Source organism: Variovorax sp. RCC_210 (genome assembly GCF_041355175.1).
GTDB lineage: Bacteria > Pseudomonadota > Gammaproteobacteria > Burkholderiales > Burkholderiaceae_C > Variovorax.
This window is the reverse complement of the sequence record NZ_JBFUPJ010000001.1, coordinates 888,521-908,136: the sequence shown is the minus strand read 5'-3', so window position 1 is coordinate 908,136 and position 19,616 is coordinate 888,521. Positions and strand designations below refer to the sequence as shown.

Annotated in this window: 21 protein-coding genes; 13 read left to right on the top strand and 8 right to left on the bottom strand. The window is 65.0% G+C overall.

What is annotated here, in order from left to right; all coding sequences use genetic code 11:
* Positions 1-35 precede the first annotated feature (35 nt).
* The 5 genes from AB6807_RS04460 to icd all read right to left on the bottom strand — a co-directional run bounded on the left by AB6807_RS04460 (position 36) and on the right by icd (position 7,127).
* Entirely contained in the window at positions 36-521 is a 486-nt protein-coding gene (locus tag AB6807_RS04460) for a type VI secretion system tube protein Hcp (protein WP_116908959.1), read from the bottom strand.
* A 120-nt stretch (positions 522-641) separates the two neighbouring features.
* Positions 642-2,150 carry a type VI secretion system contractile sheath large subunit gene (tssC, locus tag AB6807_RS04455; RefSeq protein ID WP_371083635.1) on the bottom strand — a complete coding sequence of 503 codons (1,509 nt, stop codon included), beginning with the start codon at positions 2,148-2,150 and terminating at the stop codon, positions 642-644.
* Positions 2,151-2,174: 24 nt separating this feature from the next.
* A complete protein-coding gene (tssB, locus tag AB6807_RS04450; protein ID WP_371083634.1) occupies positions 2,175-2,732 on the bottom strand; it encodes a type VI secretion system contractile sheath small subunit in 558 nt (185 codons plus the stop codon).
* Between the two features lie 76 nt (positions 2,733-2,808).
* Positions 2,809-5,511: a type VI secretion system ATPase TssH gene (gene tssH / locus AB6807_RS04445; RefSeq protein ID WP_371083633.1), complete on the bottom strand. Its 2,703-nt coding sequence runs from the start codon at positions 5,509-5,511 to the stop codon at positions 2,809-2,811.
* Between the two features lie 356 nt (positions 5,512-5,867).
* Positions 5,868-7,127, bottom strand: a complete 1,260-nt coding sequence (gene icd, locus AB6807_RS04440) for an NADP-dependent isocitrate dehydrogenase (RefSeq protein ID WP_116908955.1) — start codon at positions 7,125-7,127, stop codon at positions 5,868-5,870.
* Between the two features lie 218 nt (positions 7,128-7,345).
* Between icd and AB6807_RS04435 the strand changes: the two genes are divergently transcribed.
* From AB6807_RS04435 to AB6807_RS04425, 3 genes are all read left to right on the top strand, one after another.
* A complete protein-coding gene (locus AB6807_RS04435) occupies positions 7,346-7,669 on the top strand; it encodes a cell envelope biogenesis protein TolA (protein ID WP_116908954.1) in 324 nt (107 codons plus the stop codon).
* Between the two features lie 151 nt (positions 7,670-7,820).
* Complete coding sequence (locus tag AB6807_RS04430; protein WP_116908953.1) at positions 7,821-8,018, top strand: hypothetical protein; 198 nt, start codon at positions 7,821-7,823, stop codon at positions 8,016-8,018.
* 113 nt (positions 8,019-8,131) lie between these two features.
* Positions 8,132-8,590, top strand: a complete 459-nt coding sequence (locus tag AB6807_RS04425) for a DUF192 domain-containing protein (RefSeq protein ID WP_116908952.1) — start codon at positions 8,132-8,134, stop codon at positions 8,588-8,590.
* 96 nt (positions 8,591-8,686) lie between these two features.
* Here AB6807_RS04425 and AB6807_RS04420 read toward each other — a convergent pair whose 3' ends face one another.
* A complete protein-coding gene (locus tag AB6807_RS04420; protein ID WP_371083632.1) occupies positions 8,687-9,268 on the bottom strand; it encodes a superoxide dismutase in 582 nt (193 codons plus the stop codon).
* A gap of 50 nt (positions 9,269-9,318) precedes the next feature.
* The gene (gene xseA / locus AB6807_RS04415; RefSeq protein ID WP_371083631.1) at positions 9,319-10,632 is read right to left on the bottom strand and encodes an exodeoxyribonuclease VII large subunit; all 1,314 of its coding nucleotides are present in this window, start codon (positions 10,630-10,632) and stop codon (positions 9,319-9,321) included.
* Between the two features lie 313 nt (positions 10,633-10,945).
* Between xseA and AB6807_RS04410 the strand changes: the two genes are divergently transcribed.
* From AB6807_RS04410 to adk, 6 genes are all read left to right on the top strand, one after another.
* Positions 10,946-11,578 (top strand): MotA/TolQ/ExbB proton channel family protein, encoded by a 633-nt coding sequence (locus AB6807_RS04410; protein WP_116908949.1) that lies wholly within the window; start codon positions 10,946-10,948, stop codon positions 11,576-11,578.
* A gap of 100 nt (positions 11,579-11,678) precedes the next feature.
* Entirely contained in the window at positions 11,679-12,104 is a 426-nt protein-coding gene (locus AB6807_RS04405) for an ExbD/TolR family protein (protein WP_371084148.1), read from the top strand.
* Complete coding sequence (gene lpxK, locus AB6807_RS04400) at positions 12,105-13,133, top strand: tetraacyldisaccharide 4'-kinase (RefSeq protein ID WP_371083630.1); 1,029 nt, start codon at positions 12,105-12,107, stop codon at positions 13,131-13,133. It begins immediately after the preceding gene.
* Complete coding sequence (locus tag AB6807_RS04395; protein ID WP_007836935.1) at positions 13,114-13,296, top strand: Trm112 family protein; 183 nt, start codon at positions 13,114-13,116, stop codon at positions 13,294-13,296. The genes lpxK and AB6807_RS04395 overlap by 20 nt, the downstream gene beginning before the upstream one ends.
* Complete coding sequence (gene kdsB, locus AB6807_RS04390; protein ID WP_371083629.1) at positions 13,293-14,066, top strand: 3-deoxy-manno-octulosonate cytidylyltransferase; 774 nt, start codon at positions 13,293-13,295, stop codon at positions 14,064-14,066. The genes AB6807_RS04395 and kdsB overlap by 4 nt, the downstream gene beginning before the upstream one ends.
* Positions 14,067-14,202: 136 nt before the next feature.
* Entirely contained in the window at positions 14,203-14,859 is a 657-nt protein-coding gene (gene adk / locus AB6807_RS04385; RefSeq protein ID WP_093129924.1) for an adenylate kinase, read from the top strand.
* Between the two features lie 37 nt (positions 14,860-14,896).
* Here the strand turns inward: adk and AB6807_RS04380 are convergent, their stop codons facing one another.
* Entirely contained in the window at positions 14,897-15,865 is a 969-nt protein-coding gene (locus tag AB6807_RS04380; RefSeq protein ID WP_371083628.1) for an asparaginase, read from the bottom strand.
* 73 nt (positions 15,866-15,938) lie between these two features.
* On the opposite strand from AB6807_RS04380, the gene lexA reads away from it, so the two are divergent.
* The 4 genes from lexA (at position 15,939) to AB6807_RS04360 (ending at position 19,482) form a co-directional block, all read left to right on the top strand.
* Positions 15,939-16,622: a transcriptional repressor LexA gene (gene lexA, locus AB6807_RS04375; protein WP_116908944.1), complete on the top strand. Its 684-nt coding sequence runs from the start codon at positions 15,939-15,941 to the stop codon at positions 16,620-16,622.
* A 138-nt stretch (positions 16,623-16,760) separates the two neighbouring features.
* Positions 16,761-17,138 (top strand): hypothetical protein, encoded by a 378-nt coding sequence (locus AB6807_RS04370; protein WP_116908943.1) that lies wholly within the window; start codon positions 16,761-16,763, stop codon positions 17,136-17,138.
* Positions 17,139-17,308: 170 nt separating this feature from the next.
* Complete coding sequence (locus AB6807_RS04365) at positions 17,309-18,316, top strand: D-2-hydroxyacid dehydrogenase family protein (RefSeq protein WP_116908942.1); 1,008 nt, start codon at positions 17,309-17,311, stop codon at positions 18,314-18,316.
* Positions 18,313-19,482 carry an MFS transporter gene (locus tag AB6807_RS04360; RefSeq protein ID WP_371083627.1) on the top strand — a complete coding sequence of 390 codons (1,170 nt, stop codon included), beginning with the start codon at positions 18,313-18,315 and terminating at the stop codon, positions 19,480-19,482. Before AB6807_RS04365 ends, AB6807_RS04360 begins: the two co-directional genes overlap by 4 nt.
* Positions 19,483-19,616: the final 134 nt, after the last annotated feature.

Genomic DNA, 19,616 nt, shown 5'->3' with positions numbered 1-19,616 from the left:
AACCCCAACGCGAGGCTGGGCTGAGCGAAAAAGGCTCAGGACTCCTTGTTGCCCTTGATGTCGTAGCCGGCCGTCACCGCGCCACCGCTGCCGCCCTGGGCGTTCTGCACGGCGTACTCCTGCTTGATCTTGGAGAACGAAAGACGCACGCGCTCCTTGACGCGCATCTCGTCGGAGTTCGAACCGAAGGGCTGGATCGCCGTGATGATCACGTCGCTGAACGTGAACTTGAGGTATTCCAGCGGGTTGCCACCGGCCTTGCGGACAGTGAGCTTCGCTTCCTGCACGTGCTTGCCGGTGAGGCAGTACTTCATGAGGTTGGGGCTTGACCGGTCCACGTAGTGGTCGAACTCCAGGTCTTCCACCGTGGCCTTGCCGGCGCCGCCGCCCGAGCCGGCATGCATGGTTGATTCCTGGAAGGCCTTCCAGTTGAAAGCCAGGACCTCGATCTCGTTCTTGTGGTCGCTGTCCTGCGACTCACCCTCGATGCCGTTGATCTTCAGAAAAATGTCTTGTGCCATGAAAACTCCCTGAACTTTGTTGTGATGTGACAGATGCTCGAGCGCTCTGGTCGGCGCACTGAGCGGTTGGGTCGGTGGCATCTGCGTGCCACTTCCTCGAATGACGTGCGGCGCCTGTGATCAGGCTAAGGCCGCTTCCTTGAGCGACGGCAGCTTGGCGACGAGTCGCAGCGAGACGGTGAGGCCTTCGAGCTGGAAGTGAGGCCGCAGGAAGAACTTGGCGCTGTAGTAGCCCGGGTTGCCCTCGATGTCCTCCACCACGACCTCGGCGGCGGCGAGCGGCCTTCGTGCCTTGGTTTCCTGCGAGGAATTGGCGGGGTCGGCATCGACGTAATGCATGATCCATTCGTTGAGCCAGCGCTGCATGTCCTCGCGCTCTTTGAACGAACCGATCTTGTCGCGCACGATGCACTTCAGGTAGTGCGCAAAGCGGGTGCTGGCAAACAGGTAAGGCAGGCGCGCCGACAGGTTGGCATTGGCGGTCGCGTCCGGGTCCATGTACTCCTGCGGCTTTTGCATCGACTGCGCGCCGATGAAGGCGGCATGGTCGGTGTTCTTGCGATGCACCAGCGGGATCAGGCCGGCCTTGGCAAGTTCGGCCTCACGACGGTCCGAGATGGCGATCTCGGTCGGGCACTTCATGTCGAAGCCGCCGTCGTCGGTCGGGAAGGTGTGGCAAGGCAGGTTCTCCACCGTGCCGCCCGATTCGACGCCGCGAATCATGGTGCACCAGCCGTAGAGCTTGAAGCTGCGGTTGATGTTGACGGCCATGGCATACGCGGCGTTGCTCCACACGTAGTTGCGATGGTCCGCACCCTCGGTTTCTTCCTCGAAATCGAACTCGTCGACCGGGTTGGTCTTTGCGCCGTACGGCAGGCGCGAGAGAAAGCGCGGCATGGCGAGCCCGACATAGCGCGAGTCCTCGGTGCTGCGCAGCGAGTTCCAGGGGGCGTGCTCCAGGTTCGAAGTGATCTTCGCCAGGTCGCGAGGGTTGGCCAGTTCTTGCCAGGACTCCATGCCAAGCAAAGATGGTGCGGAGCCGGCGATGAAAGGCGCGTGCGACGCCGCCGATATCTTGGCGACGGCACCCAGCAGTTCGACATCGGGTGGCGTGTGGTCGAAGTAGTAATCGGCCACGAGGCATCCATAAGGCTCGCCACCGAGTTGTCCGTATTCCTCCTCGTAGATGCGCTTGAACACCGGGCTCTGGTCCCACGCGATGCCCTTGTGGCGACGAAGCGTGCGGCGCATCTCGTCCTTCGACAAGTCCATGAAGCGGATCTTCAGCTTCTCGTCCGTCTCGGTGTTGTAGACCAGGTGGTGCATACCGCGCCAGGCGGACTCCACCTTCTGGAAGTCGTCCTTGTGCAGCACGAGATTGATCTGCTCGGAGAGCTTGCGGTCGATCTCGGCAATGATGGCTTCGATGCTGCTGTAGGCATCGTCGGTCATGGTCGCCGCGTTGATCAGCGCCTGCTCGGCCAATGTGCGCACAGCCGCTTCGACGGCATCGCGGGCCTCGTCGGTCTTGGGCTTGAACTCCCGGTCCAGCAGGGAGGCGAAGTCGGAGCTGCTGTCGTGGTATGCCCGCTCGGACACGTGGTGCACCGGGTCGCTGGTGATGGTCATCTTTGAGATTCCGTGCGTTGGGGTTCAGGACGCCGAGTCGGCGGGCGATTCGTCATTGCTGGCGTGGGAAGTACCAGCGAGGCCGCGAGGTTTGGGCGCCTGCGTCAGCGATTTCATGAGCGCTGGGTCTTGCAGAAGCCTGTTGACCAGGCCCTCCGCGCCGGCCTTGCCGTCCATGTAGGTCTGGAGATTGGCCAGTTGGGTGCGCGCCTCGAGCAAGCGGCCGAGCGGTTCGACCTTGCGGGCCACGGCCGCCGGAGAGAAGTCGTCGATGCTCTCGAAGGTGATGTCGACCATGAGCTGGCCCTCACCCGTGAGGGTGTTGGGCACGGCGAAGGCAACACGCGGCTGGATCGCCTTCATGCGCTCGTCAAAGTTGTCGATGTCGATGTCGAGAAACTTGCGTTCGGCGACCGGCGGCAACGGCTCGGTTGGCTTGCCGGAAAGATCGGCCAGCACGCCCATGACAAAGGGCAGTTCGATCTTCTTTTCCGAACCATAGATCTCCACGTCGTATTCGATCTGCACGCGTGGCGCCCGATTGCGGGCAATGAACTTCTGACTGCTGTTGTTGGTGGTCATGAAAACTCCCTTCTGAAAATTGCTGAAACTTGCCCGGGCCGAAAACGCCGAGCGCGGCGCGGGCGGTCGGGGACACTTAGGCGTACTCGGTGTGGCAAACGATGGCGTCCCCTCCTTGAAAGCTTTGGCTGTCGGGGTTCCCACCACGGGTGTCGACCGACATCCGGGTGATCGTTCTGCGCAGTTGCAATGCGTCGAGCCATTGGCGCGACAGCACGGGAAGCAGCTTCTGATCGATGAACCCGATGAGGCGACGGGCGCCGGTTTCGTGGGCGCCGCAGCGTTCGACAATCTCGCGCACGAGTGCCGGCGTGAAGGTCAGATCGATGCCATGCTGCGCGGTCATGCGCTCCACGATGCGGGACAGGTGCAGTGCGACGATGTTTCCCAGTGCACTCGGACCCAGCGGCAGATAGGGCACGACGACCAATCGCCCGAGAAAAGCGGCGGGAAAGACGGTGCGCAAGACCGGATGCAGTCGCTCGCGCAGGGCCTCGACGTCGAGGGTGGCCTCTGCCCGGTCGGCGAGACCTGAAATGAGTTCCGACCCCGTGTTGCTTGTCAACAGGATGGTGGTGTTCTTGAAGTCGATGTGCCGCCCTTCCCCGTCTTCCATCCAGCCCTTGTCGAACACCTGGTAGAAGATTTCGTGGACATCGGGATGGGCTTTCTCGACTTCATCCAGCAGGATCACGCTGTAGGGTTTGCGCCGCACGGCCTCTGTCAGCACCCCGCCCTCCCCGTAGCCCACATACCCGGGCGGCGCCCCTTTCAGGGTCGAGACGGTGTGGGGCTCCTGGAACTCGCTCATGTTGATGGTGATGAGGTTTTGCTCCCCCCCGTACATCGCCTCAGCCAGCGCCAATGCCGTTTCGGTCTTGCCTACCCCCGATGGTCCGACCAGCAGGAACACACCCACGGGCTTGTCGGGGTCCGCAAGGCGAGCCCGAGCGATCTGGACCCGCTCGGCAATCGCGGCGAGCGCGTGGCCTTGGCCGATGACGCGCGCGTCGAGCCGGGATTGCAGGCTGAAGACGGCCGCAACCTCGTCCTGAACCATGCGCCCGACCGGAATGCCGGTCCAGTCGGCCACGATGGCGGCGACCACGGACTCGTCGACCTGGGGAAAGATCAGCGGCGCATCCTGCTGCCGCGCGCTTAGCTCTTGCTCGAGGGCGATGAGCTGCGCTGAAGGCAACGAGCCTCCAGCGCAGCCCGCCTCTTCTTCGCACGCTCCCTCTCTCCCTCTCAATGCATGAATCTCTCGGACAGCCGCCAGTTCGTCTTGCCACTTGGCCTCCTGGCTTGCGAGCGCTTCGGCGACGATGGCCATCTTTTCCTTAGCCGTGTCGATCGCCTTCAATCGGGCATCGCGGCCCTGCGCGACCTTTTTTTCTTGACCGAGCAAACCGAGTTCGACCTGCAAGGCCGCTGCTTGCGTTCGGAGCCGCTCGACCGTTGACGGCGCTGTGTGCAGCGACATCGCCACGCGCGCACAAGCGGTATCGAGCAGGCTGATCGCCTTGTCCGGGAGCTGTCGCGCGGGGATGTAGCGATGGGACAGCGTGACGGCAGCCCTGATCGCTTCGTCGAGAACCGTGACGCCGTGATGCGAGGCAAAGGTGCCCACCAGGCCGCGCACCATCTCGATGGCGGCCGCTTCTTCGGGCTCCGCTATCTGCAACGTCTGGAAGCGCCGGGTCAGCGCGGGATCCTTCTCGATGTGGCGCTTGTACTCGCTCCAGGTGGTGGCGCCCACGGTGCGCAAGGTCCCGCGTGCGAGCGCGGGCTTGAGCAGGTTGGCCGCGTCGCCTGTCCCTGCTTGCCCGCCGGCACCGATCAACGTGTGCACCTCATCGACGAAGAGGATGACCGGTTGGACCGAGTCACCAGCCTCGTCGAGCAACGACTTCAGGCGCGATTCGAATTCGCCCCGCATGCTTGCACCGGCGAGCAACGCTCCCACATCGAGGCTCAGAAGGCATGCATCTCGCAGTGTTGGCGGTACGTCGCCGCTGGCGATGGCGAGTGCCAAGCCCTCGACCACCGCTGTCTTGCCGACACCGGCTTCACCGGTCAACAGCGGGTTGTTCTGCCGACGGCGCAACAAGATGTCGACCATCGTACGGATCTCGTGCGAGCGGCCGATCACGGGATCGATGTCTCCGGCACGCGCACGGGCGGTGAGATCGGTGCAGTACTTCTGCAATGCAGATTTGCCGCCAGAAGAATCAGCCGTCGCACCAACAGGCTCGCCCGGCAGTGCAGCCGCTGTGCCAGAACCGTCATGCGGTCCTTGCAGGTCTTCAGGGGAGCCAGCAACCAGCCTCGCGGCCTCGTCGGTCAATTGGTCTGCGGGGATTCTTTGGAATGCGGGCGAGATGGCGAGAAGCGCGCGGCGCAGTTCGGGCGTCTGCAGCAGTGCCGCCAGCAACCATGCGCCGCGAATGCTGCGATCAACGAACTCGAGACTGGCCAGTACCCACGCGCGCTCCACGGCGGCTTCGATGTGATGGGAAAAATCGCTCAGCGAGGTCGCCCCTGAAGGCAATGTCATCAGTGAAGACGCCAGGTCTTTCTCGACTGTTTGCGAATCGACCTTGTAGTGGCGGCACACCCGATGCAGATCGCTGTCGTTGAGCTGCCAGAGTTGGTGGATCCAATGCGTCAGTTCAACGTAGGGATTGCCTCGCAGCCTCGCGAAGGCTGTCGCGGATTCGATGCCGCGAAACAAGGTGAGGTTGAGCTTGCCGAACAAGGCTCGGCGCGCGATCGTCATGGGGCGATTCCCGACACGGCGACCTGGGTCGGCATGCCGGTCGAACGCCGCACCGACGAACCTGCGTTTTCGCTTTTCTTGTCCACTCCGCGCTCCCTATGCTTTCTGGAATGAGCGCGATTCTGGTGGCCTTCCGGTGGTGCAGGCCGTGCACAATTTCAAGCAATAGTTTCCTCAGGCCGGGAGCAAATCGATCTGTGACGTTTGCCCATTCCCCCCCCTTCCGACCTATCACTAAAGTACTGTTTCAATGCAAAGCGAGACAGTCGAGTCGCAAAAGAAAAAGCCCCTGAATTTCCTTTCAGAAATTCAGGGGCTCGGCGGACACCCGAAGGTGTCGGCAAATGCAGGGGCAATTACATGTGGTCAATCATGACCTGGCCAAAGCCGGAGCAGCTCACTTGCGTCGCGCCTTCCATCAGGCGCGCGAAGTCGTAGGTGACCTTCTTGCTGGCAATCGATTTTTCCATCGCGCTGATGATGAGGTCCGCGGCTTCCTTCCAGCCCATGTGGCGCAGCATCATTTCGGCGGAGAGGATTTCGGAACCGGGGTTCACGTAGTCCTTGCCGGCGTACTTGGGGGCCGTGCCGTGCGTGGCTTCGAACATGGCGACGGTGTCGCTGATGTTTGCGCCGGGCGCGATGCCGATGCCGCCGACCTGCGCGGCCAGTGCGTCGGACACGTAGTCGCCGTTGAGGTTGAGCGTGGCGATCACGCTGTACTCGGCCGGGCGCAGCAAGATCTGCTGCAGGAAAGCGTCGGCGATGCTGTCCTTGACGGTGATGTCCTTGCCGGTGCGCGGATTCTTGAACTTCATCCAGGGGCCGCCGTCGATCAGCTCGGCGCCGAACTCCTTGGCTGCCAGGTTGTAGCCCCAGTCACGGAAGCCACCTTCGGTGAACTTCATGATGTTGCCCTTGTGCACCAGGGTGACGCTCGGCTTGTCGTTGTCGATGGCGTATTGGAGGGCCTTGCGCACGAGGCGCTCCGTGCCTTCGATGGAAACGGGTTTGACGCCGATGCCCGACGTGTTGGGGAAACGGATCTTCTTGACGCCCATTTCGTCCTGCAGGAACTTGATGAGCTTCTTGGCCTTCTCGCTCTCGGCCTCGAACTCGATGCCGGCGTAGATGTCTTCCGAGTTCTCGCGGAAGATCACCATGTTGGTCTTGTGCGGCTCGCGCACCGGGCTGGGCACGCCCTTGAAGTACTGGATGGGGCGCAGGCACACGTACAGGTCGAGTTCCTGGCGCAGCGCGACGTTCAGCGAGCGGATGCCGCCGCCCACGGGCGTGGTCAGCGGGCCCTTGATGGAGATGACGTAGTCGCGCACGGCGTGCAGGGTTTCCTCCGGCAGCCAGACGTCGGGGCCGTAGACCTTGGTCGACTTTTCGCCGGCGTAGACCTCCATCCAGTGGATCTTCTTCTTGCCGCCATAGGCCTTGGCCACGGCCGCATCGACCACTTTCAGCATGACGGGGGTGATGTCCAGGCCGGTGCCATCGCCTTCGATGAAGGGAATGATCGGTTCGTCAGGCACATTGAGCGAGTTGTCTGCGTTGACCGTGATCTTCTGACCCTCGGTCGGGACTTTGATGTGCTGATAGCTGGACATGTGGGGGATTGACTCCGGGATTGACTTAATTTTGACAACTGTCAGCGAATTCAGACACGGGGTGGATTCGCTGTACAGCCCGTGAACAAATCGCTGTACATTTTAGACGCAACCCATCAGCAAGCGTTTGTCAACCGTAGGGCCATCGGCCTCGTTAGTGGCTGACCTTCTGCTCGCCGGGAGGCGTTTCCAACCAATTCTCGATAGAGGAATCTTCAATGAGCAAAATTCTCGCAGTCATGATCGCTGGCCTGTTTGCCGCTGGCGCCTATGCACAAAACCCGGCCGGCACCACGCCCGAACAAGGTAACGCCACCAACAGCAAGTCGCAGCAACGTGCCGAAGCCAAGAAGGCTTCCAAGCCCGCTGGCAAGGTTGCAGCTCCCGCTGGCGACGAAGCCAAGACGCCCGAAGGCGGCGCCATCGGTGGCGACAAGGCTGCTGCTTCCGGCGAGAAGCGCGCTGAATCGCGCGACCAGCGTCGTCGCAACAAGGACGGCAGCGTGAAGCGCAAGTCGACCCAAGGCGGCACCCCGAAGTAATTCGGCCTGCTCGAGAGAAAGCGCTCCTCGGGGCGCTTTTTTTTCGCCTGTAGTCGTTGTCCGACTGTCAACCACGCGTCGCGGCTTCCGTTGAATGTCTACCTTCCGCGGGAAGGGCAATCCAAATCAACGAATTTCAAAGGATCTCTTCATGAACAAGCTGCTCGCAGCCCTGGTCGCCGGTCTCTTCGCTGCCGGTGCTTTTGCTCAACAAGCCGAACCCACCACGGCCGCTCCCGCCGCCGCGAAGGTTGCCAAGCACGCTTCTGCCAAGAAGCACGTTGCCGCCAAGAAGCACAAGGTTCGCCACGTGGCCAAGGCCCACACGGCCACCGCCAAGAAGGTGTAAGCTTTCTCGCTCTCCGGCAATGCCCGCATCAGCGGGCATTTTCATTTGGCTTTCAATCAGCTTCAATTTTGACTACGGGCCGGGCACCGACCCCACCCTGAAAGAGTTGTCCGATGTTCCAGCGTCTCGCCGCCCTGCTCCTCGTGTCCGCGTCGTTCATGATGTCGGCGCAAGCCCAGCAGCAACCCCAGACCGACCTGCCACGCACGCAGTTGTCGGTCGGCCTCTACAAGATCGACACGCAGATTGCGCAAACGCCTCAGCAGCGCGAAATCGGCTTGATGTTCCGCAAGGAAATGCCGCAGGCCGAGGGCATGATCTTCGTGTTCGAGCAACCCGCCACCCAGTGCTTCTGGATGCGCAACACCATCCTGCCGCTCACCGCCGCCTTCGTGGCCGACGACGGCCGCATCGTGAACCTGGTCGACATGCAGCCCATGACCGAGAACTCGCATTGCTCGCTGGAGCCGGTGCGCTACGTGCTTGAAATGAACCAGGGCTGGTTCGCCAAGAAGAACATCAAGAAGGGTGCGAAGCTGGGTGGCGAGCTGTTCGCAGCCACCAAACGCTGAGCATCCGCTGGCTGCAGCCCGCAAAAAAGCCGACCCGCGGGTCGGCTTTTTCATTGGCGGAGCGTGTGCTCAGCCGCGATCCGAGCCGTGGTCTTCTCAGCCGAAGTTCTTGGCCGCGAAGTCCCAGTTGGCCAGCTTGGCCAGGAAGGTCTCGACGAACTTCGGGCGCAGGTTGCGGTAGTCGATGTAGTAGGCGTGTTCCCAGACGTCCACGGTCAGCAGCGCGGTGTCTTCGGTGGTCAGCGGCGTGCCGGCGGCGCCGGTGTTCACGATGTCCACCGAACCGTCGGCCTTCTTCACCAGCCACGTCCAGCCCGAACCGAAGTTGCCGACAGCCGACTTCACGAAGGCTTCCTTGAAGGCGTCGTAGCTGCCCCACTTGGCATCGATGGCCTTGGCCAGCGCGCCGGTCGGTGCACCGCCGCCCTGGGGCTTCATGCAGTTCCAGAAGAAGGTGTGGTTCCAGATCTGGGCCGAGTTGTTGTAGATGCCGCCGCTCGACTTCTTGATGATCTCCTCGAGCGTCATCGATTCGAACTCGGTGCCCTTTTGCAGGTTGTTGAGGTTCACCACATAGGCGTTGTGGTGCTTGCCGTAGTGGTACTCCAGGGTTTCCTTCGAATACTCGGGTGCCAGTGCGTCAAGGGCGTACGGTAGGGGTGGGAGCACATGTTCCATGGTTTTTTCTCGTGGGTTGGTTGTGGGGAATCAAGGATTCTAGGAATTAATCATCGAGGCCGCGTCGGACGCGTTCCCGTCGCGTCGCCCGGCGTGACGGTCATGTCGACCTCGCCGTCGGCGAGCCGTGCGGTGACCGCATCGCCGGGCGCCAGTTGCGTCGCGCTGACGATCGCATGACCGTCTGTATCGGTGAGCCATGCATAGCCGCGTTGCAGCACCAGCGCCGGGTCGAGCAGCCGCAGGCGAAGCGCGACGCGCTCGAGGCGCTCGCGACGCTGCGTCAACGCCCGGTCGAACTTCACGGGAAAGTCCGCGGCGATGGAGCGCGGCACCTGCGCCAGCCGCTCGCGCCGCGACAGCACCGCGTAGTGCAGCCGCTGCGCATGGTGCGCCAGGCGAAGCTGCTGGCGAGCGACGAGGTTCGACGGACGGCCCAGCCGGCCCGCCGCCTGGTCCAGCCGCTGGCCCAGTGCATCGAGCCGCCCGCCCAGCGCATCGCTCAGCCGCTCGTCGAGCAAGTCGATGGCCCCGAGCCACAGGTCGCGCGGCGCGCTGACGAGTTCGGCGGCCGCCGTGGGCGTGGGCGCGCGCAGGTCGGCACAAAAATCCGCGATGGTGAAGTCGGTTTCATGCCCCACGCCGCTGATGAGCGGCACCGGGCTCTGCACGATCGTGCGCGCCAGCGTTTCGTCGTTGAAAGCCCACAGGTCTTCGATGGAGCCACCGCCTCGAACCAGCAGGATGACGTCCACAGCCGGCTCAAGTTCATAGAGCGATTGCAATGCACGCACCAGGTCCGCCGGCGCGTTGGCACCCTGCACGGCCGCCGGCGCCAGCACCACGGGAATGTGCGGCACGCGACGTCGCAACGCCGTGACCACGTCGTGCAATGCCGCCGCGCCCAGCGAAGTGACGACGCCGACCGCGCGCGGCATGGCCGGCAAGGGCCGCTTGCGTGCGGGATCGAACAGGCCTTCGGCTTCCAGCCGTGCCTTGCGCTGCATGAACTGCTCGAACAGCGCGCCCTGCCCCGCGCGCCGCAGGCTCTCGACCACCAGTTGCAGATCGCCGCGCGGCTCGTAGACCGCGAGCCGTCCGCGCACCTCGACCTGGTCGCCGTCACGCGGCGAAAAGTCGAGCAGGCCGGCTGCGCGGCGAAACATCGCGCAACGCAATTGACCGGATTCGTCCTTGAGCGAGAAATAACAGTGTCCGCTCGTAGCGCGCGAAAACCCCGAAATCTCGCCACGAACCGTGACCGGATTGAAACGCGCGTCGAGCGCATCGGCCACCGCGCGGCACAGCGCGCCCACGGCCCACACGCGAGGGCCTGGCGCGGAATTCGGTTCACGCATGTTCATGACGCGCACGCACGGCCCAAAGCCACTCTTCCACAACGCGCCTCAAGACGCGTGCTTTGCGCGCTTGCGGCGGAACAGGCGCACGGTTCCACGTGCAAGCCATTGATTTCATTGAAAAAAGTGCTGCTCAAAATTCAGTCGTTCTAGCGAAAAGGCCGTCCCATGCGGGTTCGGACGCCTTGCGCAGCAGGTTAGTCACAAAGTTATCCACAGAATCTGTGCGTCTGTGCCGACATCCAAACAAGGCGCGTGCCGATGGTGGGCTCAGTGGATAATCGCCGCGCATTTGCAGTCTACGGGCCGGAGGATTTTCTTGTTTTCCATCATAGTTGCCGCGGGTTGGCCGATCTGGCCCTTGCTCGCTTGTTCGGTCATTGCGCTCGCGCTGGTTATAGAACGTTTCACGAGTCTGAAAACCGTGAAGGTCCTGCCACCGAAGTTGCTCGACGAAACCATTACCGTGTCGCATACCGCCATCCCGGGGCCCGACGTGGTGACCAAGCTGGAACGCAACTCGATGCTCGGCCAGGTGCTGGCCGCCGGCCTGCGCGCGCTGAACGCGAACCCGCGCTGCACCGAAGACGACCTTCGCGCGGCCATGGAAGCCTCGGGCCGCACCGTGGCGCACAAGCTGGAGCGCTACCTCCCCGCCCTGGCCACCATCGCTTCCGCCGCCCCGCTGCTCGGGCTGCTGGGCACGGTGATCGGCATGATCGAGATCTTCGGGTCGCAGTCGCCCGGCAGCGGCGCCGTCGGCGCGGGCAACCCGGCGCAACTGGCGCATGGCATCTCGATTGCGCTGTACAACACGGCCTTCGGCCTGATCGTGGCCATTCCGACGCTGATCTTCTGGCGCTACTTTCGCAGCCGCGTCGACGAATACCTGCTGAACCTCGAACTCTCGGGCGAGCGCTTTGCCCGCCACCTGAACGCGCTGCGCAAATGACGACGTCCATGCTCGCCACCGCGTGTGCCGCGCTGCCCTGCGAAGGGGCCGCCGCCTCCTTGGGGCAGCTTGGCGGAGGCCTGTCATGACCCGCGCCCGCATGCAGTTCCGCCACGGTGCGCGCGACGAGCCCGAGATCAACCTGATCCCGTTCATCGACGTGCTGCTGGTCATCCTGATCTTCCTGATGCTGTCGACCACCTACAGCAAGTTCACGGAAATGCAGCTGCGGCTGCCGACGGCGGATGTCGATGCGCAGCGCGACTACCCGAAGGAAGTGATCGTGGCGGTGTCGGCCGACGGCCGCTACGCCATCAACAAGACCCCGCTGCCCGACCGCAATGTCGAGACCGTGGCCACCGCGCTTGCCGCCGCAGCCACCGGCGGCAAGGACAGCGTGGTGATCATCAGCGCCGACGCCACCAGCCCGCACCAGGCCGTGATCACGGTCATGGAGGCCGCACGCCGTGCCGGCCTGATGCAGATCACCTTCGCCGCCCAGTCGACGGCACAAGCCGGGCACTGAGTGCCGTCTTCCGAAGGCCACGGCAGCAGCGCCGCGCCGCGGGCCTCGCGGTTGCAGAGTGCCTGGCTGCGGCATGGCCCCCTGGCCTGCCTGCTGTGGCCGCTGTCGTTGCTGTACGCCGCCATCTTCGCCATGCGCACGGGGCTCTATCGCCTCGGGTGGCTGCGGACGGAGCGGGTGCCGGTGCCCGTCATCGTGGTCGGCAACGTGATAGCGGGCGGCGCGGGCAAGACGCCGGTGGTAATGGCCGTCGTGCAGCACTTGCGCGCACGCGGGCTGCAGGTGGGCGTGGTCTCGCGCGGCTACGGCCGACGCACCGACGACTGCCGCGAAGTGCTCGCGGACAGCGACCCGCTGGACGTGGGTGATGAGCCCGCACTGATTCATCACGCAACCCGAGCGCCCGTGTTCGTGGCGCGCAAGCGCATCGAGGCCGCGCGTGCCCTGCTCGCCCGGCATCCGGCCACGCAGGTGATCGTCAGCGACGACGGGCTGCAGCACCTGGCGCTGGCGCGCGACATAGAGATTTGCGTGTTCGATGACCGCGGCATCGGCAATGGCTGGCGGCTGCCTGCCGGGCCGTTGCGCGAAGCCTGGCCGCGCAAGGTCGACCTGGTGCTGCACAGCGGCGCGCGGCCAGCCTTTGCCGGCGGGTCCACCGCGACGCGGCGACTGGCGAACGAGGCGCTGGTACACGACGGCTCGCGCGTGCCGTTGGATTCACTCGTCGGGCGCCCGGTGATTGCCTTGGCGGCCATTGCGCGGCCCGAGGCTTTCTTCGACATGCTGCGCGCACGCGGCCTGACGCTCGCCGAGACCATCGCCTTGCCCGATCACCACGACTTCGACGGTTGGCAACGCCCGGACGCACCCGGCCACACGCTCGTCTGCACCGAAAAGGACGCCGTCAAACTCTGGCGCCGGGCGCCCGACGCGCTGGCCGTGCCGCTGGAGTTCGCGCCCTCCCCTGAATTCTTCAACGCGCTCGACGCAAAGCTATCATCGCCCGATGGATACCAAGCTGCTTGAACTGCTCGTCTGCCCCGTCACCAAAGGTCCGCTGACCTGGAACCCCGAGAAGCAGGAGCTCTGCTCGCGCAGCGCGCGCCTTGCCTACCCGGTGCGCGACGGCATTCCGGTGCTGCTCGAGAACGAGGCGCGCACGCTGTCCGACGAAGAGCTCGGCCTGTGAGCTTCACCGTTCTGGTGCCGGCGCGCCTGGCGTCGACACGGCTTCCCAACAAACCCCTGGCCGATATCGCCGGCCTGCCCATGGTGGTGCGCGTGGCGCAGCGCGCGGCCGAATCGGGCGCCGCGCGCGTGGTGGTCGCCGGCGACGACGCCTCGATCATCGAGGCCTGCAAGGCGCACGGCATCGAAGCCGTCCTCACCCGCCAGGACCACCCCAGCGGCACCGACCGGCTGGCCGAAGCCTGCGAGCAACTGGGCCTCGACGGCGACGACATCGTGGTGAATGTGCAAGGCGACGAACCGCTGATCGACCCTGCGTTGATCGACGCGGTCGCGTCCACGCTGGCCTCGCACAGCGAAGCGGCCATGAGCACCGCGGCGCACGAGATCGATTCGATCGCAGACTTCATGAACCCGAACGTGGTGAAGGCCGTGCTCGACGCACAAGGCAACGCCATGTACTTCAGCCGCGCGCCCATTCCGTGGTGGCGCGACGGCTCGACACACGGCGATGCGCCCGCCGTGCTGCCCACGCCGGCGCCGCTGCGTCACATCGGCATCTACGGCTATCGCGCGGGCTTCGTGCGCAAGTTTCCGTTGCTGCCGGCGGCGCCCGTCGAGGGCACCGAGGCGCTGGAACAGCTGCGCGCGCTGTGGCACGGGCACCGGATCGCGGTGCATGTGAGCCATGTCGCGCCCGGCCCGGGCATCGACACGCCGGAAGACCTCGCGCGCGTGCGCGCCGTCTTTGCCGCTCGGCCCAGCGCCTGAGAAAGCCGCCCGGCCTGCGGGAAGTGCGGAGATTTTCTCGAGGGCACGCATGCTATCCTCGAAGCAATTCCGCCTGGCCCAGCCATGAGGCCGACGCTGGGTGCGACACAAAATCTAAGAACCGTCCGAGGACACCATGAGACTAATTTTGCTGGGCGCGCCCGGGGCGGGCAAAGGCACGCAAGCGGCCTTCATTTGCCAGAAATACAGCATTCCGCAAATCTCGACCGGCGACATGCTGCGCGCCGCGGTCAAGGCTGGCACCCCCCTGGGACTGCAGGCCAAGGCTGTCATGGATGCGGGCGCACTGGTCAGCGACGACCTGATCATCAACCTGGTGAAGGAACGCATCGCGCAGGCCGACTGCGCCAGCGGCTTCCTGTTCGACGGCTTCCCGCGCACCATTCCGCAGGCGGACGCCATGAAGGCGGCGGGCGTCAAGCTCGACTACGTGCTCGAGATCGATGTGCCCTTCGGCGACATCATCGAACGCATGAGCGGCCGCCGCTCGCACCCGGCTTCGGGTCGCACCTATCACGTCAAGTTCAACCCGCCCAAGGTGGAAGGCAAGGACGACGTGACCGGTGAAGAACTGATCCAGCGCGAAGACGACAAGGAAGAAACCGTGCGCAAGCGCCTGGACGTGTACAGCCAGCAGACGCGTCCGCTGGTGGACTACTACTCGGCCTGGGCCAACACCGACCCGGCCGCCGCGCCGAAATACCGCGCCATCAAGGGCGTGGGCACGGTCGACGAAATCACGCAGCGTGCGCTGGCCGCACTTAGCAGCTGATCTCGCAGCCGCCCTCTCGCAGGGCGGCTTTTTTACGTTACCCGAGCAGTTCCAGCATCAGCGCGATGCGCGCCTTCACGGGCGTCAGCGCGCCCGCATCGCGGAACTGGTCGCCTGCCTTCGGCAGGATGCGCCCGTTCACGCAACGCGTCGCACGAACGATGGCAATTCCGTCGGACTGCGCCTTCAGCGCCGCTTCTTCGAGCGCGTGATGCAGCGTGCCGTTGCCGGTGGCGGCCAACACCAGCCCTCGCAGCGGATCGACGCCCTTCGCCTGTACCTGCACCAGCGCCTCGACCACGGCCCCGCTCGCACCGGCGTGGCTCATCACGATTTCCACGCGCGGCCATTGCACGACAGCGGCGTCGAAGATCTTCGACAACTGCGATGCAGCAGCCTCGGGCCACGCGCGAACCAACCGCACCTCGCCCTCTTCCACGTAGCCCAGCGGCCCGGCATCGCCTGACGCGAACGCATCGAGCCGGTAGGTGTGCGTCTTCTGGATGTCCAGGCCGCCGTGGATCGTTCCGGCGCACACAGCCATCACGCCCCGCGCACCCGGCGTGGATGCGACGCTGATCGCATCGCGCACGTTCTGAGGCCCGTCGGGCGCCAGCGCCGTCGCGGGCCGCATCGCGCAGGTGAGGACCACCGGCTTGCTTGCGACGAGCACCGAGTGCAGGAAGAACGCGGTCTCCTCCAGGGTGTCCGTGCCGTGCGTGATGACGATGCCCGCCACGTCAGCCTGCGCCAGCCAATGCGCGCAACGCTGCGCCAGCTTCTGCCAGACGCTGAAGGACATGTCCTTGCTGTCGAGCTGCGCCACCTGCTCCGCCACCAATGCCACGCCCGTAGGCGCATCGATGCCGCCAAGCAGGTCTGCAACACCCACTTGCCCCGCCGTGTAGCCGATGTTGTCGCCGCTGCTGGCGGCCTTGCCGGCGATGGTGCCGCCGGTGCCCAGGACCACCACGCGACGCACTTCAGGCGAAAGGGAATTGACCATCACTTGTCAACTTTAAAAAACTGGTTAAAAATACAGGTACTGGATATCTAGCCAGTGCCGCAAGGAACCACATATGCAGTTCGCAGTGAAGCTTACAGCCCGCCAGCAGCAGATCCTGGACTTGATCCAGAGCGCCATCGCACGCACCGGTGCGCCACCCACGCGTGCCGAAATTGCCAACGAGCTCGGGTTCAAGTCGGCCAACGCCGCCGAAGAACACCTGCAGGCCCTGGCGCGCAAGGGCGTCATCGAGCTTGTCAGCGGCACCTCGCGCGGCATTCGCCTGAAGGGCGACGCCCTGCGCTCGCTGAACGAAACACGCCATCGCGAAGGCAGCCAGTTCTCGCTTTCGCTGCCCGGCATGGCCCAGCTGGCGCTGCCGCTCATCGGCCGCGTCGCAGCCGGCTCTCCCATCCTCGCGCAAGAGCATGTCGACCAGACCTACTACGTCGAGAACACCTTGTTCCAGCGCCAGCCCGACTACCTGCTGAAGGTGCGCGGCATGTCGATGCGCGACGCCGGCATCATGGACGGCGACCTGCTCGCCGTGCAGGCCACCAAGGAAGCGCGCAACGGCCAGATCGTGGTGGCGCGGCTGGGCGAAGAAGTGACCGTGAAGCGCCTGAAGCGCAACAAGCAGGTCATCGAGCTGCACGCCGAGAACCCCGACTACCCGACCATCATCGTGCAGCCAGGCGAGCCTTTCGAAATCGAAGGCCTCGCTGTCGGGCTCATTCGCAACACCATGCTGATGTAGGCCTTACGGCCTGCTGCCAGCAGCACCTCATCCGGCCGCGACAGGTGGCGGGCGTATGGCGAAGAGTCGCCATCACCCTGTCGCAGCCGATTCAAGAAATCCTGCCTGTGTTCAACCTCATACTTTTTTGGAGTTCACATGGGAATCGCCCTCCTCGCCATCGCTGATTTCTGGATGCCGCTGCAATCGCTGGCCAACAGACTGATCCCGGCACGCCGGCCCCACGCCAGGGACCATCTCGACCACAACGATAGCTCCGCCGGCTTGCGCTACGTGGCGGTGCGCCCTGCCTGCGCCTCCCGCAACGGCGCCGGCATGACCACGCCTGCGGTGGCCACCGCCCCTGCGCGTCCGCTGCGCGTGGTTCGAGTGGTCGACGGCAAAGGGCAGCAACGCAATGACCGTGTCGTGATCTCCGGCCGCATGGCCGACGTGTGCGCCGAACTCGACCGGCTGGCCGCGCTCGAGACCGCGGAAACCCTGGCCACGGCCCACCGCTCGACGCGCCTGCACTGAGCTGGCACCGAGCCAGCACTCGGCCCGACATTGGGGCGGCACTAAGCCCCGAATCTGCGGCGCAAGCACCTGCGAAGGCGCCCGGCAAGCCGCTTGGCAAGCCGTGCGGGCCGGGTATCCAAACGTTCACAGGTGCGTCGTGCCGATGCTGCGAGGCACAATGGCACGCCATGAACATTGTGATCCTCGACGACTACCAGGACGCGGTGCGCAAGTTGCGCTGCGCAGCCAAGCTGGACGCGTACGCGGCCAAGGTCTATACCAACACGGTGAAGGGCATCGGGCAGCTGTCGGTTCGCCTGAAAGACGCCGACGTGATCGTGCTGATTCGCGAGCGCTCCCAGATCTCGCGCCAGCTCATCGAAAAGCTGCCCAAGCTCAAGCTCATTTCTCAGACCGGACGCATCGCCGGTCACATCGATGTCGCGGCCTGTACCGAACGCGGCGTGGCCGTGGCAGAGGGCTCCGGCTCGCCGCAGGCCCCGGCTGAACTCACGTGGGCGCTCATCATGGCCGCCATGCGCCGGCTGCCGCAGTACATCAGCAACCTGAAGCACGGAGCCTGGCAGCAGTCGGGGCTCAAGTCGGCGTCGATGCCGCCCAACTTCGGGCTCGGCTCGGTGCTCAAGGGCAAGACGCTGTGCATCTGGGGCTACGGTCGCATCGGCCAGTTGGTGGCGCGCTACGGGCAGGCCTTCGGCATGCAGGTCGTCATCTGGGGCCGCGAAGCCAGCTGCGCCAAGGCGCGCTCCGACGGCTTCCAGGTGGCGCAGAACCGGCACGAGTTCTTCGCCGCCGCCGACGTGCTGTCGGTGCACCTGCGGCTCAACGATGAAACCAACGGCCTCATCACGCTGGAAGACCTCTCGCGCATGAAGCCGACGGCGCTGTTCGTCAACACGTCGCGCGCCGAACTGGTCGAGGCCGATGCCCTGCTCGCCGCGCTCAACCGCGGCCGCCCCGGCCTCGCCGCCATCGACGTGTTCGAGAGCGAGCCGCCGCTGCAGGGCCACGCGCTGCTGCGCCTGGAGAACTGCATCTGCACGCCGCACATCGGTTACGTCGAGCAGGAAAGCTACGAGAGCTACTTCGGCCAGGCGTTCGACAACGTCGTGAGCTACATCAACGGCAACCCCACGAACATCGTGAACCCGGGCGCGCTGCAGGTCCGCCGTTGAGCCCGGCCGCGCCGCGGCGCGCGTCGCAACGCGCGCTCTGGGCGCTGCTCGTGGGCAATTTCGTGATCGGCACCGGGGTGATGGTGGTGCCGGGCACGCTCAATGAAATCAGCAGTTCGCTGTCCGTCAGCGTTGCCACGGCGGGCCAGTTGATCACGGCCGCCGCGGCGGTGATGTGCGTCGGCGCGCCGCTGCTGGCCGCGGCGGTCGCAGGCTGGGACCGCCGCCGCTTGCTCGCGCTCACCATGCTCTGGTACGCCGCCGGCCACATGCTCGCCGCACTGATGCCGAGCTTTGGCGCCCTGCTCCCGGTTCGCATGCTCACGGTCATCGCGCCGGCCATCTTCACGCCGCAAGCGGCCGCCTGTGCCGGCCTGCTGGTGCCGCCCGAGCAGCGCGGGCGCGCCGTGACCTTCGTTTTTCTCGGCTGGTCGATCGCATCGGTGCTGGGCCTGCCCATTGGCGCGCTCATCGGCGGGCACCTGGGCTGGCGCGTGGCGTTCATGGTGATCGCGGCGCTCAGTGTCGCGAGCGCGACATCGATCTGGCTCACCCTGCCGAACGCCATTCGCCCCGCCGTGCTGAGCGCCGCCGCCTGGTCGCGCGTGCTGCGCAGCCCGGTGCTCATGGGCATCGTCTGCGTCACCGCGCTGCAGGGCACGGGGCAGTTCGTGCTGTCGAGTTATTTCGGGCCGATCCTCAAGCAGAACTACGGCGCGGACGCGACCTCGCTGAGTGTGGTGTGGGCGCTGTTCGGTGCATTCGGCCTGATCGGCAACATGGTGGTCAGCCGCTACATCGACCGGGTGGGCGCCGGGCGCATGGTGCTGGCGACGACCGCCTTGATCACGCTGAGCCTGCTGCTGTGGCCGCTGGCCGCCTCGCTCGCCTGGCTGGCCGTGGTGCTGGTGCCCTGGGGGCTGGGCTGCTTCGCGACCAACTCGGCCCAGCAGGCCCGCCTCGTGGGCCTGGCGCCGGCGCTGGCGCCCGGCTCGGTGGCGCTGAACAGCTCGGGCATCTACACAGGGCAAGCGGTGGGCGCGGCGCTGGGCGGCTGGCTGCTGGCCAACGACGCGGACGCATGGATGAGCTGGGTCGGCTTCGGCGTGCTGCTGGTCGCCATGGTGCTGAGCGTGGCCATCGACCGCAGCGGCCGCACGGCCTGAAACTGCCGAACCGCTAACCGCGCGGGGCCCCGGAACAGTGTCCCCGCCAGCGCCTCCTCGTAACACCCGTCACGCCCCTTGCGCGCGGGGCTGCAAAATCGGGGCTTCGCCAGCCACATCGCGGCACCCGCACC